The sequence below is a fragment of the Deltaproteobacteria bacterium RBG_16_64_85 genome (assembly GCA_001798885.1).
Lineage (GTDB): Bacteria > Desulfobacterota > Deferrimicrobia > Deferrimicrobiales > Deferrimicrobiaceae > FEB-35.
Genome location: MGQW01000088.1, coordinates 1 through 16,588, shown reverse-complemented (window position 1 = coordinate 16,588; position 16,588 = coordinate 1). Strand labels below are relative to the sequence as shown.

General features: G+C 65.6%; 16 protein-coding genes. All 16 read right to left on the bottom strand.

The features are described 5' to 3' along the window. A partial coding sequence (locus A2Z13_04240; protein ID OGP76275.1) for an HIT family hydrolase occupies positions 1–493 on the bottom strand: 493 nt, incomplete at its 3' end. Positions 494–500: 7 nt separating this feature from the next. After that, entirely contained in the window at positions 501–779 is a 279-nt protein-coding gene (locus tag A2Z13_04235) for an integration host factor subunit beta (protein ID OGP76274.1), read from the bottom strand. 23 nt (positions 780–802) lie between these two features. Beyond that, on the bottom strand, positions 803–1,699 hold the full coding sequence (locus A2Z13_04230) for a multidrug transporter (protein OGP76277.1): 897 nt from the start codon (positions 1,697–1,699) through the stop codon (positions 803–805). A gap of 19 nt (positions 1,700–1,718) precedes the next feature. After that, on the bottom strand, positions 1,719–3,467 hold the full coding sequence (locus A2Z13_04225) for a hypothetical protein (GenBank protein OGP76273.1): 1,749 nt from the start codon (positions 3,465–3,467) through the stop codon (positions 1,719–1,721). An 85-nt stretch (positions 3,468–3,552) separates the two neighbouring features. Next, positions 3,553–4,449 (bottom strand): 4-hydroxy-3-methylbut-2-enyl diphosphate reductase, encoded by an 897-nt coding sequence (locus tag A2Z13_04220; protein ID OGP76272.1) that lies wholly within the window; start codon positions 4,447–4,449, stop codon positions 3,553–3,555. Continuing rightward, the gene (locus tag A2Z13_04215; protein OGP76271.1) at positions 4,446–5,135 is read right to left on the bottom strand and encodes a cytidylate kinase; all 690 of its coding nucleotides are present in this window, start codon (positions 5,133–5,135) and stop codon (positions 4,446–4,448) included. The genes A2Z13_04220 and A2Z13_04215 overlap by 4 nt, the downstream gene beginning before the upstream one ends. Further along, entirely contained in the window at positions 5,132–6,409 is a 1,278-nt protein-coding gene (locus A2Z13_04210; GenBank protein ID OGP76270.1) for a 3-phosphoshikimate 1-carboxyvinyltransferase, read from the bottom strand. Before A2Z13_04210 ends, A2Z13_04215 begins: the two co-directional genes overlap by 4 nt. Positions 6,410–6,413: 4 nt before the next feature. After that, a complete protein-coding gene (locus A2Z13_04205; GenBank protein OGP76269.1) occupies positions 6,414–7,256 on the bottom strand; it encodes a hypothetical protein in 843 nt (280 codons plus the stop codon). After that, positions 7,253–8,275, bottom strand: coding sequence for a 3-deoxy-7-phosphoheptulonate synthase (locus A2Z13_04200; protein ID OGP76268.1), 1,023 nt, complete (start codon positions 8,273–8,275; stop codon positions 7,253–7,255). Before A2Z13_04200 ends, A2Z13_04205 begins: the two co-directional genes overlap by 4 nt. Before the next feature lie 59 nt (positions 8,276–8,334). Further along, positions 8,335–9,408, bottom strand: a complete 1,074-nt coding sequence (locus A2Z13_04195) for a chorismate mutase (GenBank protein ID OGP76267.1) — start codon at positions 9,406–9,408, stop codon at positions 8,335–8,337. Further along, the gene (locus A2Z13_04190) at positions 9,405–10,379 is read right to left on the bottom strand and encodes an acetyl-CoA carboxylase carboxyltransferase subunit alpha (protein ID OGP76266.1); all 975 of its coding nucleotides are present in this window, start codon (positions 10,377–10,379) and stop codon (positions 9,405–9,407) included. The genes A2Z13_04195 and A2Z13_04190 overlap by 4 nt, the downstream gene beginning before the upstream one ends. 46 nt (positions 10,380–10,425) lie before the next feature. Further along, entirely contained in the window at positions 10,426–11,343 is a 918-nt protein-coding gene (locus A2Z13_04185; GenBank protein ID OGP76265.1) for a tRNA (adenosine(37)-N6)-dimethylallyltransferase MiaA, read from the bottom strand. A gap of 22 nt (positions 11,344–11,365) precedes the next feature. Further along, the gene (locus A2Z13_04180) at positions 11,366–13,108 is read right to left on the bottom strand and encodes a hypothetical protein (GenBank protein ID OGP76264.1); all 1,743 of its coding nucleotides are present in this window, start codon (positions 13,106–13,108) and stop codon (positions 11,366–11,368) included. Continuing rightward, on the bottom strand, positions 13,101–14,444 hold the full coding sequence (locus A2Z13_04175; protein OGP76263.1) for a hypothetical protein: 1,344 nt from the start codon (positions 14,442–14,444) through the stop codon (positions 13,101–13,103). Before A2Z13_04175 ends, A2Z13_04180 begins: the two co-directional genes overlap by 8 nt. A gap of 2 nt (positions 14,445–14,446) precedes the next feature. Then, entirely contained in the window at positions 14,447–15,568 is a 1,122-nt protein-coding gene (locus A2Z13_04170) for a fructose 1,6-bisphosphatase (GenBank protein ID OGP76262.1), read from the bottom strand. Positions 15,569–15,595: 27 nt separating this feature from the next. After that, positions 15,596–16,564 (bottom strand): hypothetical protein, encoded by a 969-nt coding sequence (locus A2Z13_04165; protein OGP76276.1) that lies wholly within the window; start codon positions 16,562–16,564, stop codon positions 15,596–15,598. Positions 16,565–16,588 lie beyond the last annotated feature (24 nt).

Genomic DNA, 16,588 nt, shown 5'->3' with positions numbered 1-16,588 from the left:
GAAGCAACCCGAACCTTGCGGAAAGCCGGGCGTGCGTCTCCGGAAGGGACTCGGGTAAAACGCGGGTGGTCTGGACCGCGGTCATGAAGCTGGTGTCCCCGACCCAGCGCGGGACGATGTGCACGTGAAGGTGGTCCTCGACCCCCGCCCCGGCCGCCTCCCCCAGGTTCATTCCGACGTTGAACCCCTGCGGGGAATATTCCTCGGAGAGCGCCTTCACGCCCAGCGTGACCAGGGACATCAGCTCCGCCTGCTCCTCCTTCGAAAGGAGGGACGGGTCGGCCACGTGCCGCCGCGGGGCCAGCAGAACGTGCCCGTTATTGTAAGGATAACGGTTGCAGATCGCGAGGGTGCGGGGGTAGAGCCCCAGGACCAGGCGCTCGGGGTCGTCCCTCTCGGACTCCCCGATGCAGAAGATGCACCCTCGGCCCTTCCCGCCGGAAGTTCCCTGGCGAATGTATTCCATCCGCCAGGGGGAGAACATCCTTTCCATCAGGCCGTCAGGAGTTGACCAGTTCCCGGAGTTCCTTGCCGACCTTGAAGAAGGGGATCCGCTTCTCGGGGATCGACACCTTCTCCCCGGTCTTGGGATTGCGCCCTTCCTTGGCGCGGCGGACGCGGACGGTGAAACTGCCGAAGCCGCGGATCTCGATCTTTTCCCCGCGCTGAAGGGCGTCCTTCATGTGGTGGAAGACCGTGTCCACGATGACCTCGCACTCCTTCTTCGTCAGGGTCGTTACCTGCACGGACAATTTCTGAACAAGATCGCTCTTCGTCATGCCGTCATTCCCTCCGGGGAATTTTATTGTGCGAGGGATTCGAGGCGGATACGATTTTCCGTCAATTTGTCACCGATTATACTGATCGCCTCTTCCTTTAGCAATTCCAGGATGGAGAGCTTTTTCTTCGGAGGGGTCACCACGCGGGGCTCCCCTTCGATCTTGGCCAGCTTCCCCGCCTCCGCAACGGCGTCCTCCAGGTTCCCGAGGGCGTCGACCAGCCCAAGGGCCTTCGCCTGCTCGCCGGAGAAGATCCGCCCGTCCGCGATCTTCGCCACCTTCTCGCGATCCATCTTCCGCCCCTCCGCGACGGCCCCGATGAACTGGGAGTGCACGTTGTCGATGACGCCCTGGAGGAGTTCCCGCTCCTCCGGCTTCATGTCCCGCACGGGGGACCCGATGTCCTTGAAGACGCCGCTTTTGACCACCATCCCTTTGAGGCCGATTTTCTCGATCAGGTCCTTGACGTTCACGAACTGCATGATCACGCCGATGGAGCCGGTGATCGTTCCGGGATTGGCGTAGATCTTCTGCGCGGCGCAGGCGATGTAGTAGCCGCCGGAGGCCGCCAAGGCGCCCATCGACGCCACGACCACCTTCTTTCCTTTCAGCTTTCTGACCTCCTCGTAGATCTCCTGGGAAGGCCCCACCCCGCCGCCGGGGGAGTTGATGCGGAGGACGATCGCCTTGACGGAATCGTCCTTGGAGAACTTCCTGAGCTGCTCGATCGTGCTTTCGGAATCGGCGATCAGCCCCGTGACGGGCAAAACCGCGACCTTGTTCCCGGTCGGGAGAGACCAGTCGTCCACGCGCGAGATGATCCCGATGAGAACGAAGAAGGCGACGAAGACCAGCGCCACGATCGCGCATCCGCGCAGGAACGGGCGGCGGACTCGCGGCGACGGTTGAGGGATTTCCATGCTCATATGCGGCCTGGCTTCACTCGCTGTTGATCTTCAGCTTCGCCCGCAGCGCTTCCCCGAGGACGGTGAGGTTCTCCGACGAGTTGGAGGGCTTGGACATGTACGATTCCATGTTCTTCCGATCCGTCTCGTCCTGATACGCGCGGACGGAGAGGGAGATCTTCTTGTTCGTCCGGTCCACGGCGAGCACGACCGCCCCCACCTCGTCCCCGGCCTTGAACAGGGAATTCGGGTTGTCGACCTTCTCCCGGGACAACTCGGAAATGTGCACCAGACCCTCGATGCCGTCGGCCAGCTCCACGAAGACCCCGAAGTCGGCCACGCGGGACACCCGGCCTGCGACGACGTTGCCCTTCTTGAAGCGGGTCTCGATTCCCGACCAGGGATCCACGGTGAGGTGCTTGATGCTCAAGGAGAATTTCTGGGACTCGGGGTCGACCTTCAGGACCCGGGCCTGCACCCGGTCCCCCCGCTTGTACAGTTCGGAGGGGTGCTTCACCCGCTGGCTCCAGGAGATGTCGGAAACGTGCACCAGGCCGTCGATCTCGGAGCCGATGTCGACGAAGACCCCGAAGTCGGTGAGGTTCTTCACCAATCCCTCGACGACGGACCCTTCCGGGTGCTTGGAGCGGAGCTCGTCCCACGGGTTGGACAGCAGCTGCTTCAACCCGAGCGAGATCTTCTTGTGCTCCTTCTCGACCCTCAACGCCACGACCTCGACCGTGTCGCCCGCCTTCAAGATTTCGGAGGGATCCTTGAGCTTCTTGCTCCAGGTCATCTCGGAGACGTGAAGCAGCCCCTCGACCCCTTCCTCGAGCTCGACGAAGGCCCCGTACTTGGTGATGTTGGTCACGCGCCCCTGGTACCGGCCGCCCGTCGCATACCGCTTCTCGATGTCGATCCACGGGTCGGCCTTCATCTGCTTGAGGCCCAGGGAGATCCGCCCCTTCTCGCGGTCGAAGCGGATGACCTTGACCTTCAGCGTGTCGCCGACCTTGCAGAGGTCGGAGGGGTGGCCCACCTTGCCGTAGCTCATGTCGGTGATGTGCATCAGCCCGTCCAGTCCCCCCAGGTCCATGAACACGCCGTAGTCGGTGATGTTCTTGACCTTCGCCTCGACGTTGTCCCCCTCCCGGATCCGGTCGAGAATCCCCTTGCGCTGGCCGTCGCGCTCTTCCTCCAGGGCGGCGCGCCGGGAGACGACCACGTTGGTCTTTTTCCGGGAGAACTTGAGGATCTTGAATTTCCCTTGCAGCCCCACCACGGCCTCATTGTCACGGACCGGACGGATGTCCACCTGGCTGCCCGGGAGGAACGCCTTGACGCCGATGTCGACCGTAAACCCCCCCTTGATCTTGGCCACGACGGTCCCCGGAACGGCCGTACCGTCGTCGTAAGCCTTCTGCAGGTCGTCCCAGACACGGATCTTGAGCACCTTGGAGCGGGACAGGAGGACAAACCCCTGCTCGGGATCGTATCTCTCCACCATGATGTCGATGCGGCTGCCCGGCGAGAGCGCCGCGAGTTCCTCCGCAGGCAGTTCCTCCAGGGGGAGCATCCCTTCCGATTTCCGGTTGATGTCGACCGCGATGTACTCCTTGAGGACCTTGATCACCACCCCGTGGATGATCTGGCCTTCCTCGGGCACCTCGATGCTTTCCTCGTACAGTTTCGCGAAATCGTCCTCGTTCTTCCCGGTCGTCTGCCCGCCGGCCCCCTCTTCCCCCTCCCGGGAAGGATCGGCATGGGTGAGTTTGTTTTCCATAAGTTCCACCTCTGATGGGGTTTCCTGAATACTAATATCCTCGGAATCCGTAGAAAATGCAAACCTTCCGGGAAAGGTCATCCTATCACTGATAATAGGCAACCTGAATCTTTTCTTCCTGCCAGACCGACCGGATCCGTTCGACCAGCTCCTCGATGATCCACTCGGGAGTCGAGGCGCCCGCCGTCACCCCAACGCAGGAGACCCCCGAAAGCGTTTCCGGGGAGAGCTCCGAGGCGGTTTCGATGTGGTGGACCCGAAGGTTGAATTCCCTGCAGATCTCCGCCAACCGGCGGGTGTTGGCACTGTTGTACCCGCCCAGGACGATCATCACGTCCGCCTTGCGGGCCACCGCCACGGACTCCTTCTGGCGGAGCACCGTGGCGTTGCAGATCGTGTTGTAGACCCGGACCTCCGGGATCCTTTTGAGCGCCACGGAGACGAACTCCATCAGGTTCTCGAAGGACTGGGTGGTCTGGGCGACGATCCCCACCTTGCGGATCCCCGACGTCTCCATGAGGTCGGACAGGGAGGTCAGGATGGGAACCCCGGCCTCGATGTAGCTGATGATGCTCTTCACCTCGGGGTGGTTGGCGTCCCCCACGACGGTCACCGCGTACCCTTCGCGGCTTAAGGAACGGGCGTACTCCTGGGCCTTCTTCACGAACGGGCATGTGGCGTCGATGATTTGCACTTCCTTGCCGGCCAGCGCCTCCGCGTCGCGCCGGGTGATGCCGTGGGAGCGGACGATGACCTTGCCGCAAGGGATATCGTCCACCGACTCGACCACGTGCACTCCCTTCTTCTCCAGCTCCTCCACCGCCTGCGGGTTGTGGATCAGGGGACCCAGCGAATGGATGGGGAGGCTCTCCGGCCCCGCGCGGCCCCCGGCCGCCTTGCCCGCGGTCTCGTTGGCGATGGAGATGGCCCGCTTGACGCCGAAGCAAAACCCTGCGCTGCCGGCGATGAGAATCTGCTTCACGGGACCAGCCCCCTTCTCACGCTTTCGGGAAGCCGCCGGAGCATCTCCTCCACCACCTCGTCCACGGTGAGCGTCGTGGTGTCGATGCAGATCGCCCCTTCCGCCATGCGCAGCGGCGAATGATCCCGGGTACTGTCCTGGATGTCCCGCAGCAGCACCTCCCGCAGCACCTCTTCGAAGGGCTTCTTCTCTCCGGCTCCCCACTCCCGGAAGCGGCGCATCGCCCGGACGGCCGCATGCGCGTCCAGGAAGAACTTGGCCTCCGCATCCGGGAAGACCACGGTCCCGATGTCGCGCCCCTCGAGAACGACACCGCCGCGCTCCCCCATTTTCCTCTGCAGCGCGACCATCGCCTCGCGCACCTGCGGGTGCGTCGAGACCTCCGATGCTCCCATGCCCATCTCGGGTGTTCGGATCGCTTCGCCGACATCCTCGCCTTCGATGCGGATCCGCAGCTCTCCATCCTCCTCGCGGCGGAATTCCAGGGGGATCTCCGGGCACAGGCGCCCTAGCCGGGGGCCGTCGGACCAGGGGATCCCCGCCCTTCGCGCCGCCAGGGCGCAGGCGCGGTACATCGCGCCGGTGTCCAGCCGGGTGAGGGAGGCGCGCTCCGCCAACCGCCGGGAGACGGTCGTCTTCCCCGCCCCGGAGGGGCCGTCGATCGCGAGGATCGGACGCTCCCTCACGCGAGCACCTCTTCCAGCAACTCCCGGAACCCGGGAAAGGAGGTGTCGATGCAGGCGGTGTCGGTGACCTCGATGGGAACGCCCGTCGCGGCCGAGAAAACCTCCAGGGACATCGCGATCCGGTGGTCTCCATGGCTGTCGCACCGGACCCCGGGGGCGATTTCCGCGGGGCCGTCGATCCGGATCCCGTCCGGGGCCTCCTCGCACGAGACCCCCAGCAAGGAGAGCGCGGCCGCCATCGCCCCGATCCGGTCGGACTCTTTCACGCGCAGCTCTCCCGCGCCGCGGATGACGGTGCGGCCCCTGGCCAGGGCCGCTGCCACGCAAAGGGCGGGGACCTCGTCGATCAGCGCCGGGATCTCGCCGGGGGAGACCTCGGTCCCCGTGAGTTCCGCTCCGTGGACCACGATGTCGGCCACCGGCTCCCCTCCTTCCTCCCGCAGGGACTCCATCTGGATCTCGGCCCCCATCTTCCGGAGCACGGTGATCAGGCCCGTTCGCAGCGGGTTCACCCCGATGCCGGCAAGACGCAGCTCCGCGCCGGGCACGCAGGCCGACAGCACCAGGAAGAACGCGGCCGAGGACATGTCGGCAGGCACGTCGATCGACAGCGGCAGGAGCTGCGAAGCCGGCTGGACGGTCACCTCGTTTCCGCGCCTTGCGATCTTCGCGCCCATCGAGGAGAGCATCCTCTCCGTGTGGTCCCGCGACGGGAGGGGTTCCACGACGGTGGTCGGCCCCGCGGCGTACAGCCCTGCCAGAAGGAGCGCCGACTTGACCTGTGCGGAGGCCACGGGCATCTCGTACCGCATCCCGGAAAGCTTTCCCCCGCGGATGCAGAGCGGCGGAAGGGTGTTCCCCCTCCGGCCGGTGATCGACGCCCCCATCCGGGAGAGCGGCTCCACGATCCGCTTCATCGGGCGCCGCCGCAGGTACCGGTCCCCCGTGACGACCGTCAGGAACGGTTGGGCGGCGAGGATCCCCGCCCCGATCCGCATCGTGGTCCCGGAGTTCCCGGCGTCAAGGACATCCTCGGGCTCGGAGAGTCCCCGCAGCCCGCATCCGGTGATGCACAGTTCCGTCGGCGAGATCTCCCGGACCTCGGCCCCCAGCGCGCGCACCATGGCCACCGTGGAGAGCGTGTCCCCGGCGTGGAGGAACCCCCGGATGCGGCTCTCCCCTTCCGCCAGGGCGGACAGCATCACGGCCCGGTGGCTGATCGACTTGTCCCCGGGGACTCTCACGGTTCCGGCGATCTTCCTCCGTTTCCTCATCGGCTCACAACCTGTCCCTGGTTTTTTTCGCCTTGTGGAAGTAGGCCAGAAGGCCGGGTGCATCCTTCCGCCGGATGAGACGTTCCAGGAGGGCGAGGTTCTTCCGGTAGTGCCCGACGGCGCCCAGGACTTCCTTCCGGTTCTGCAGGACGATGTCCTTCCACATCTCCGGGTTGCTGGAGGCGATTCGCGTGAAGTCGCGGAACCCCCCCGCCGAGTACCCCAACGGCACCTTCGAGTCCAGGGTGGAGACCGAGTGGACCAGCGCATAGGCCACGGCGTGCGGCAGGTGGGAGACGTAGGCAAAGACGTGGTCGTGCAGCCGAGGGGCCATCCGCAGGACTCTCGCGCCCGCCATCCTCCAGATCCGCTCGACGCGCGCAAGCGTCCCTTCGGTGTTCCTCTTCGTCGGCGTGAGGATGACCGTCCTCCCCTTGAAAAGGGAGTCGTCCGCCGCGGGATAGCCGGAGTTCTCGGTCCCGGCGATCGGGTGCCCGCCGACGAATTCCGCGCCCCCCGGCACGGCACCCTGCCCGGCCTTTACCACCGTCGCCTTGACGCTGCCGACGTCGGTCAGCACCGCCCCGGGGCGCATCCGTCCGCCGATCCGCCGCAGGGCGTTCACGGACCGCAGCACGGGGATGCAGACGACGATGATGTCGCACGCGGCGATCTCGCTTTCCGTGCAGGCCCGCGCGATGGCGCCGTCGGCCAGTGCCATCCGGACGACCTCCTTTCGACGGTCGCATCCCCAGACCTCGGGGGCGCCCCGCCTGCCCTTGAGGGACAGGGCGAGCGACCCGCCGATCAGCCCCAGTCCCAGGATGCCGAGCCGTTCCGCGCTCACGTCCGCCCCAGGGTTTTGCCGACCGCGTTCGCGATCTTGGCCAGCCGGGAGACCACTCCCCGGAAGTCGTCCGTCTTGAGCGACTGCGGGCCGTCGGAGAGAGCCGTCTCCGGCTGTTGGTGGACCTCGATCATGAGCCCGTCCGCGCCCGCGGCGATCGCGGCGGCGGAGAGCGGTTCCACGAGGCTCACCTTCCCCGCCGCGTGGCTCGGGTCGGCGATGACGGGCAGGTGGGACAGGTCCTTGACGACGGGGATCGCCGAGACGTCGAAGGTGTTGCGGGTCGCCTGTTCGTAGGTCCGGATCCCCCGCTCGCAGAGAATGATCTGTTGGTTCCCCTCCGAGGCGATGTACTCCGCCGACATCAGCCACTCCACGATGGTGGCGGAGAGGCCCCGCTTCAGGATCACCGGCTTGCCGAGCTTGCCGACCTCGGTCAGCAGGCGGAAGTTCTGCATGTTCCTCGCGCCGATCTGGATCACGTCGGCGTACCTGGCCACCAGTTCGATGTCCCGCGGGTCCATGAGCTCGGTGGCGACGGGCAGCCCCGTGGCCTCGCGCGCCTCGGCCAGGTAGCGCAGCCCCTCTTCCCCCAGGCCCTGGAAGGCGTAGGGGGAGGTGCGGGGCTTGAACGCCCCGCCGCGCAGAAAGGAGGCGCCCGCCGCGGCCACCTTCCCGGCGATCCCCACCATCATCTCCCGGCCCTCCACGGAGCAAGGCCCGGCGATGAGCGCAACCGTTCCCCCGCCGATCTGCTGGCCCCGGATCGTAAGGATGGTGTCCTCCTTCCGGAAGTCGCGGCTGACCAGCTTGTAGGGCTTCAAGATCCGCAGGACCTTCTCTACGTACTCCAGCCCCTCGAACACCCCGGGATCCACGTGCCGCTCGTCCCCGATCGCCCCGATGATCGTCCGCTCGGTCCCCTTGGAGATGTGGGCCGAGAGCCCGTGGGATTTGATCTTCTCCTCGATGAGCCGGATCTCCCGGTCCGTTGCGCCCGCCTTCAATACGATGATCATGGATCGATCCTCCTTCTATCCCGCATCGGGAAAGCCGCCAGGGAAAGCGCCGACGGCGATCAGACGGCTCGGGGATAGGATCCCAGGATTTTCAAGTATTGGGCCCGCAGCCGGAGCTCGTCCACGGCCTTCGCCACCGGCTCGACCGAGATGTGCCCCTCCATGTCGAGGAAGAAGAGGTATTCCCACGCCTTCGTCTTGACGGGCCGGGATTCGATCTTGGTGAGGTTGACCTTGTTCTTCGCGAACGGCTCCAGCATGAGATGGAGAGCTCCGACCTCGTCCCTCGCAGCGAAGAGGATCGAGGTCTTGTCGTTGCCGGTCCGCTTCGGGGCGATCTTCCCGATGATGATGAAGCGGGTGAAGTTGTTCGTGTTGTCCTGGATCCGCTTCCGGATGCTTTTCAACCCGTAGATCTTGGCCGCCGCTTCCCCCGCGATCGCCGCCGCAGAGGGGTCGTCGACCGCCAGCTCCGCCGCCCGCGCGGTGCTCTCCACGTCGAAAACGGGGACGGAGCGAAGGTTCCGCTCGAGCCATCCGCGGCACTGGGCGATGGCGTGCGGATGCGAATAGACCTTCTTGACGTGCTCGATATCGCCCGTCACGGAGAGCAGGTCGTGGGCCACCTCGACCAGGATCTCCCCGCAGATGAACAGGTTGTGGTCGACGAACATGTCCAGCGTGTTGCTGACGATCCCCTCGCTGGAGTTCTCGATGGGCACGACGCCGAAGTCGGCGACGTCGCGCTCGACCGCCTCGAAGACCTCCGACACGTTGATCTGCGGGACGTAGTCGGCGCTCTCCCCGAAGTGCTTGAGGCAGGCCAGGTGCGTGAACGTCGCCTTGGGGCCCAGGAATGCCACGGAGAGCGGCTTTTCCAGGGCGAGGGAGGCCGAGATGATCTCCCGGTAGATCGCCTTGAGCGCATCGCCGGGGAAGGGTCCCCGGTTCGACGCCGAAAGCCGCCGCAGGATCTCGACCTCGCGTTCGGGGACGTAGAACCGGAGATTATGCTCCGACTTGATCTTCCCCACCTCGATCGCCGCCTGCGCCCGGCGGTTGAGGAGGGAAAGAATCTCGTCGTCCAGCCGGTCGATCTCCACGCGCAGTTCCCTGAGGCGCTCCTCCGTCACCCGCTGCTCCCCGCCTTCCGCTTGATCTGCCCGATGTCGCGGTATTTCGCGTACCGGCGGTCGAGGAGCTGTGTCAGGGAGAGGGCGCGCAACGCGGAAAGCGCTTCCACCATGGCGACCTTGAGGGTGTCGGCGGCCGCCTTGTGGTCCCGGTGGGCCCCTCCGAGGGGCTCCGGGACAATCCGGTCCACGACGCCGAATTTCTTGAGGTCGATGGCGGTGATCTTCATCATCTCCGCCGCGGTCTCCATGCGGGCGGTGTCGCGCCACAGGATCGAAGCGCACCCTTCGGGGGATATGACCGAGTAGATCGCGTACTCCATCATCAGGATCTCGTCTCCCAACCCGAGCGCCAGGGCGCCGCCGCTCCCCCCCTCGCCGAGAACGGCCACGAGGATCGGGGTCCGCAGGCGCGCCATCTCCAGGAGGTTCCTGGCGATCGCCTCGGACTGCCCGCGCTCCTCCGCCCCGATGCCGGGGAAGGCCCCGGGGGTGTCGATGAACGTGATGACGGGCAGCCGGAACTTCTCCGCGAGCTTCATGGCCCGCAGAGCCTTGCGGTACCCTTCCGGGTTGGCCATCCCGAAGTTGCGGTAGATCTTCTCGGTGGTGTTCCTCCCCTTCTGCTGACCGATGATCATCACCTTTTCGCCTTCCAGCTCGGCGAATCCGCAGACGACCGGGGGGTCGTCCCGGAACGCCCGATCGCCGTGGATCTCCAGGAAATTCTTAAAGCAATGGTTTACATAATCGAGCATATATGGCCGATTCGGATGGCGCGCAAGCTGCACGATTTGCCACCGGGTCAGGTTGGAGAAAACCTCCTTGCGAATCTTGCCGATCTTTTTGTCGAGCTTGGAGATCTCCTCCCTGAGGTTCTTGTCGATCCCGTCGTCGATCCGCCGCAGCTGCTCCAGGCGATTTTCCAGATCGATGATCGGCTTCTCGAAATCGAGGTATTGGAGAATCATCCGTGCTCCTTTATCGGTAATCCTTGAATTTAGGCCAATCTATCGGTTAAAACAAGAACTTTTTGGCAATTTCAGCCGCCGCACCGGCCGCGTTTTCCGTCCCGATCCAGACGGCGTCCGGCTCTCGCGAAAGCCAGGTCAGCTGGCGTTTGGCGTACCGGCGGGTGTCTCGCTGGATTTCCGCGATGGCCCCGGCCAGCGAAACCGCGCCCGAAAGGTGGCGTACGACATGCCGGTACCCCAGCGCCTTCATCGGCTTCAGGTCCGGCGCATATCCTTTCGACAGGAGCCCGCGGACCTCGTCGACCAGCCCTCTCCGGAACATGTCGTCCACGCGGGCGTCGACGCGCCGGTACAACTCGTCCCGATCCATGGAAATTGCGATGAACAGGATTCGGAATTTCCCCGCGCCCTCCGCCCACCGGCGCTTCAGCGTGCTGGGGGGCGCCCCGGCGATTGCCGCCACTTCCAGTGCGCGCAGCAACCGGACCCTGTCCGAGGGATGGATGGCCTTCGCGGAGGGGGGGTCGATTGTTCGCAGCTCCGAGAAAAGCGCCGTCCCGCCTTCTTCCTCCCAGCGGCGCGCAAGCCCGGCGCGGATTCCGGCGTCCGAAGGGAGAGCGTCCAGGCCGCGCAGCAGGGACCGGATGTACATTCCGGTCCCACCGGCCACCAGGGGGAATCTCCCGCGCCCCCGGATTCCGCGGATCGCCTCCTCCGCCTCGGCGACGAACCGCCCCGCGTTGTACTCCTCGTCCGGATCCGCCACGTCGATCAGGTGATGCGGGACTTCCCTCCGTTCCGAAACGGCGGGCTTGGCGGTCCCGATGTCCATCCCGCGGTAGACCTGGAGGGAATCGGCGTTGATGATCTCCAGCGGGAGGATTCGGCCGAGGGAAAGCGCGAGCGCCGTTTTTCCGGAGGCCGTTGGGCCCGACAGTACGAGGAGCCGGTTCTCTTCCATCCGAAGTCCGATCCGGCCGCCTCTAGGAGCGGCCGAACATCCTTCCCAGCTCGGCGCCGGAGAGCTTCACCCACACCGGGCGGCCGTGAGGGCAGCTGTGGGTGGCCACGGCCCGTTCCAGCTCATGGAGCAGCGCCCGCATCCCTTCCCTCTCGAGGAAGTCTCCCCCGCGCACGGAGGCGTGGCACGCCATCCGCCACAGCTCGCGGTCGGCGTCGAAGATCCCCTTCGGGCAAGTCTCCTGGGCGAGCAGGAATTCGCAGAGGTCCTTCCACCACCGCTGGAGGTCGAAGTGGCCCAGGATGGCCGGACCCCCGAGGATCTTGAAGGCGTTGTTGCGCAGCGACTTGAAAATGAATCCGATGCGGGACAGGAACGATTCGATCTCGGCCCGCTCCCTGCCTGCCGCCCCGGGGAGGGAGACGACCTGCGGGACAAGCCACCTCTGGGCGGAGGCGCCGCCCCCGAGCAGGGCGCCCTTGAGCCGGGAGAAGACGATCCGCTCGTCCGCGGCATGCTGGTCGATGATCACGACTTCCCCCGCCCCCTCGCAGACGATATAGGTCCCGAGAATCTGCGCGATCGGCCTGAGCGAGGCGAAAAACCCGGCTCCCGGTTGCATGGCGCCCGCGACGGCAAACGGGAGCACCGGATTCTGCGGCTCTCCGAAGAGCGGGGCGGCCCGGGCCTCCCGATCCAGGGTGGGGAGAGCCCCCTCGCGTTCCTCGCCCGCCGCCTGCAAAATCCGCGGCCCCGCGGAAAGTCCGGAAGGCTCCCCGACGACGTCGCCGATCGCGTGGCGCACCAGTTCGTTCAGTTCGCGCGCGTACCGGAACCGGGCCTCGGTCTTGGAGGGATGGACGTTCACGTCCACCTCCCCGGGGTCGCACTCGATGAAGATGGAAACCACCGGGTGCCGGTCGGCGGGAAGAATCCCCCGATACGCCTCCTTGACGGCCGCGAAGACAACCCGGTCCCGGAAATGACGGCCGTTGACGAAGAAGGAGATGCCGGAGGATCCGAACCGCGAGAGATGGGGAAGCCCCGCCCAGCCGGTGATGCGGAAGAAGGGCGATGAAAATTCCAGCGGGACGAGGTATTTCCCGTCCTCCCCCGCGTGCCGCAGGGCGCGGGCCGTCCGCGTTTCGCCGCCTTCGTAGGAGAATTCCCCCCTGCCGTCGGACATCCGGAAGGAGATCCGCTCGCGGGGGATCGCCACCATGTGGAAGACCTCCCACAGATGGATCATTTCGGTGCGGGGGGTTTTGAGGAATTTCCGCCTTGCAGGGACGTTGCCGAAAAGATCGGACACCTCCACCGTGGTCCCCGGGGGAGACCCGACGTGTCGCGGGGGGGTGACCGCTCCCCTTTCGACCACGATCTCCGTCGCCTCCGTCTGCAACGCGGGACGCGTCACGATCTTGACCTTTGCGACGGAGGCGATGGAGGGGAGTGCCTCCCCACGGAATCCGTACGTGGCGATCTTCCGGAGGTCCTCCGCCGTCCGGATCTTGCTCGTGGTGTGCCTGCGGACCGCCAGCGTGACCTCCTCGGCGGTCATCCCGGTCCCGTCGTCGGAAACCCGCAGCGTAAAGGGAAAGGCTCCGGAAATCTCCGCCTCGACGCGCATGGCGCCCGCGTCCACGGCGTTTTCGAGGAGTTCCTTGAGGACGGAGGCGGGCCGCTCGACGACCTCGCCGGCGGCGATCTGGTTGATCACCCCGTCGGGGAGAAGGTGGATTCTGCCTCCCACGACTTCAGTCATTCCCCCGGATGCGGATTTCCGCGGGCGCCCGGCTCTTCATCTTCCGCAGGAACCGCTCCCGCAAGGCGGATGCCCCTTTCTCCCCCATCAGCGCCCGGGTGATCTTCTTCCCTTCCTCCACCCCCGGCTGGTCGAAGGGGTTGATCCCCGCGCTCTCCCCCACGACGGCGGTCACCCACTCCCAGAAGTGGAGGAAGGCGCCGATGTGGGCTTCGTCCCGGGCCCCGATCTCGATCCGCACGATGGGCCGGCCCGCGTTCCACAACGCGCCGATCGTCCCCTCGAATTCCGCCTCGAAGAGATCGCGGAGTGCCTTTCCGCCGGGCATCGCCAGGTTGCCCTTCCTCCACTTGATGAAGGTGTAAATCTTGTCCGGCGGGCCGTCCTGGTAGAGCTGCACCTGGGAGTGCTGGTCGGTCACGCCCACCGCGCGCGCCGGCGTCTGGCCCACCGGTCTCCCGTCCGGCCGCAGTTTGCCGAGGCTTTCCGCCCACAGCTGCTGCCACCACTCCGCCACGCGCTCCAATCCCTGCCCGTAGGTCATCCAGACCTGGACGGGCTTGGGGTTGGCCAGCAGGTAATGGGCGTATACCGCCGAAGCGAACAGGACCGGGTTGTTCTCCGGCTTCCTCCTCCGGAAAAGGTTCTCCATCCCCCGCGCCCCCTGCAGCAGCTTCTCGGCGGACACCCCCGCGGCGGCGAGCGGGAAGAGCCCGACCGGCGACAGGACGGAGAATCTCCCGCCGACGTTCGGGGGGATGGGATAGGACGCGATTCCCTCCTCCTGCGCCATCCGGCGGAAAGCCCCCATCGAAGGGTCGGTGATGAGGATGAGGTGTTCCTTCCAGGAACGCCCGTTGGCCTTCTTCAGGGCGTCGATCGAAAGAGCAAGCTGCTCGTTCGTCTCTGCGGTCCCCCCCGACTTGCTGATGGCGACGACCACCGTGGTCTTCATCGGATGGGAGCGCAACAGGGGGAAAAACGCGTCGGGGTCGACGTTGTCCGAGACGGTCAGGGCGAGCCCTTTCCGGGCCCCGGAGCCACCGATCCCTTCCAGCACGGCCTTCGTGCCGAGAGCGGAGCCCCCGATCCCCAGCAACAGCATGTGGGTGAACCGCTTCCGGATTTTCGCCGCGTCCCGCGAGAGCCGGCGCGTTTCCCTTTCGAGAAACGGCAGGTCCGGGAACCCGATCTCCCCGCCCGCGTGCCTGCGGGCGACCGCCAGGGCGGCCTTTTCCGCCCGGCGAAGACCCTTTCGCAGTTCGCGCGTGGTCAGCCCGTCGCCGCTGCGAAGGTTTTTTCCGAGGACCAGCGAGAAGTCGAAACGGATGTCCATCCCTACGCCGTGACCCCTTCCTTGCCCGATGTCACCCGGAACCTGGATTCCATCTTTTTCATCCGGTCCACGATCCCGCCGTACTCCAGCTCGCTGTACGGCAGCATGGCCGGTCCGAAGAACCCCTGGCGGCGCATCTCCTCGGACTTCGCCGACACCTTCGTCCGCACGTATTCCCAGTAGGGGTGATCGAAGGGATCGGCGGGCTCCGTCAGCTTGCCGTTCTTCACGCAGAACGCGAGGCAGGAGACGATCGGCGGTCCGTCGAAGAAGGAGGTGCCCGTGTTCCTCGGCACCGGCATCAGGGCCCCGTGGTGGCTGCCCCGCATGAAGCCGGCGACGAAATGCCCGATGGTGAAGGGCGACAGGATCTCCCCCGTGGCGGGGAAATTCCCCTGGACGCGGACGAGCATCACGGGGTCGTCCTTGCCGGTGTACTTCCCGGCGATGTTGTGCAGGCGGGTCGTGCTCACGGAAACCGAGATCTCCCCGGTAGCCCTGGAACGGATCGATTCGACGACGAACCGCTCCTGGTCGCGCAGCAGCGCGGCGATGTCGTAAAGATCCTCGGGCGCGTTAAGATCGATGACCCGGTCCCCTTCGGTGTTCTCGACGTCCATGATCCGGAAGGTGAAGCCCGCACCGATCTTGGGGGACAGGATCAGTCCCGCGCAGTGCATCGGATCGGCGAAGGCAAGGTAGCACGGGAGGTTGTAGGCCCCCGGGTCGGTCTTGTCCGCGGCGAACAGCAGGAACGGCTCGTTGGGCCGCTCCTCGAAGGCCAACTCCGCCACGGCGGGCCCCATCCCCTTGACGTTCCCGGAGAACGAGTCCTTGAGCAGGTCCTGCCCGGCCCCGTAGAGCCCCTGCGCCTTGGCGACCTCCGTGCCCGCAAGGAAGGTATCCCAGGCGAGCTTGTGGACCTTCTCGTCCAGAAGGCCGCGGGTGTGGGTCATCAGGATCGCGATGTCGTCCCCCGTGTACCCGATGTAGGTATCGATCAGGAGGTTTTTCCCGAGTTCGGCCACTTTCCGGCGGACCTCCTCCACGAGCTGCGCGCTCGGCTGTAGATGACCACCGATGGAACCGATATCCGCCTTGATGACGGAGAGCGTGATCTTCATCGTTTGCCTCCTTTCCGGCTTATTCGTTTAAGGTTGCCGGATCGCCGCCAGGTCGCGGTACCACTGCACGAACCGTTTCACGCCTTCCTCCACGGGCGTCTTCGGGTCGTACCCGATCTCCGCGCGCGCGCGGGAGATGTCGGCAAAGGTCACTGGCACGTCCCCCGGCTGCGGAGGCAGAACCTTCCGTTTCGCGCGGACGCCGGTGGCACGTTCCAGCAGGGCAACGAGGTCTTCAAGGGAGATGGTAGCGGACTCGCCCAGATTGTAGACGCGGTAGCCGGGGGGCGCGGAGAGCGCACCCAGGACCCCGCTCACGATGTCGTCGATGTAGGTATAGTCCCTGCGCGTCGTCCCGTCGCCAAAGATTTCGATCTCCCTGCCTTCCAGGAGACGCCGGGTGAACTTGTGGATCGCCATCTCCGGGCGCTGCCCCGGGCCGTAGACCGTGAAGAAACGGAGGGAGACGATGTCCATCCCGTACAGGTGGGCCCACGTGTGGCAGAGCAGTTCCCCGGCTTTCTTGGTCGCCGCATAGGGGCTCACGGGGTGGTCGACGAAATCGTCTTCGGAAAAGGGAATCTTCGTATTCCCCCCGTACACGGAGGAAGAGGAAGCGAAGAGGACGCGGGGAACGGATCGATCCCTCGCCCAGGAGAGGACCCGGACGGTTCCCATGACGTTGACGTCCGCGTATCCCGCGGGATCGGCCACGGACGGGCGGACGCCCGCCTTGGCGGCCATGTGGATCAGCGCGGACGGGGACTCTCCCGCCCCCCATCGCGAAAGCCTGTCGGCGTCGCGGATGTCCCCCTCGAGGAATCGAAACCCCGGAAATTCCTCGAGCGCCGATAGATTCCGATCCTTGATCGCCCGATCGTAGAATGGATCGAAGTTGTCCAGCCCGAAAACGCTTTCGCCGCGCCGGAGCAACGCCAAGGCCACGTGGGAGCCGATGAAACCGGCCACCCCGGTGATGAAGACGGAAGTTCGCAACCGGGCCTCCTGCTCGGGAGGGGC